A 771-nucleotide genomic window follows, 5' to 3' on the forward strand; every position below is an offset into this window, starting at 1 on the left:
CCTCCGGGCGGACCTGGGCCACCAGCGGCACGCCCCAGTGGTTGTTGTACGAGGCGACGGGCCCGATCCGGTCCTCGACGCGATGACGCGCCTCGGCAAGGCGGCCCGCGACCGCACCGCGGCCCAGGTCGTGGCGGTGACCGGCTCGGTCGGCAAGACCGGCACCAAGGAGGCCCTGCGCCACGTGCTGTCAGCGCAAGGGCAGACCCACGCCTCCGTCGCCTCGTACAACAACCACTGGGGCGTGCCGCTGACGCTGGCGCGGATGCCGGCCGACACCCGCTTCGGCGTGTTCGAGGTCGGCATGAACCACCCGCGCGAGATCGTGCCGCTGGTGGCCCAGGTCCGCCCGGAGGTGGCCCTCGTCACCACCGTCGAGCCGGTCCACATCGAGCATTTCGCCTCGGTGTCGGCGATCGCCGACGCCAAGGGCGAGATCTTCTCAGGGCTCGCGCCCGGCGGCGTCGCGGTGATCAACCGCGACAACCCGAGCTTCGCGCGCCTGCACGCCCACGCGCTCGCCTCGCGGGCCGGCCGCATCGTCACCTTCGGCGAGCACGCGGAGGCCGACGTGCGCGCCAGGCGCATCGTGCTGCGCCCCGATCTTTCCGTGGTCGACGCCGTGGTGATGGGCCAGCCGGTGACCTACCAGCTCGGCACGCCGGGCCGGCACACGGCGATGAACTCGCTCGGCGTGATGGCGGTGGTCCACAGCCTCGGCGCGGATCTGGCCCGCGCCGCCCTGTCGCTCGCGGCGCTGCGCCCGCCGGC

Annotated in this window: 1 protein-coding gene; it reads left to right on the plus strand. The window is 73.8% G+C overall.

What is annotated here, in order from left to right; translation table 11 throughout:
* On the plus strand, positions 1–771 hold a 771-nt coding region (locus FV222_RS28050; protein WP_246685720.1), incomplete at both ends, for a Mur ligase family protein.

It is taken from the genome of Methylobacterium sp. WL103 (assembly GCF_008039885.1).
GTDB lineage: Bacteria > Pseudomonadota > Alphaproteobacteria > Rhizobiales > Beijerinckiaceae > Methylobacterium > Methylobacterium cerastii.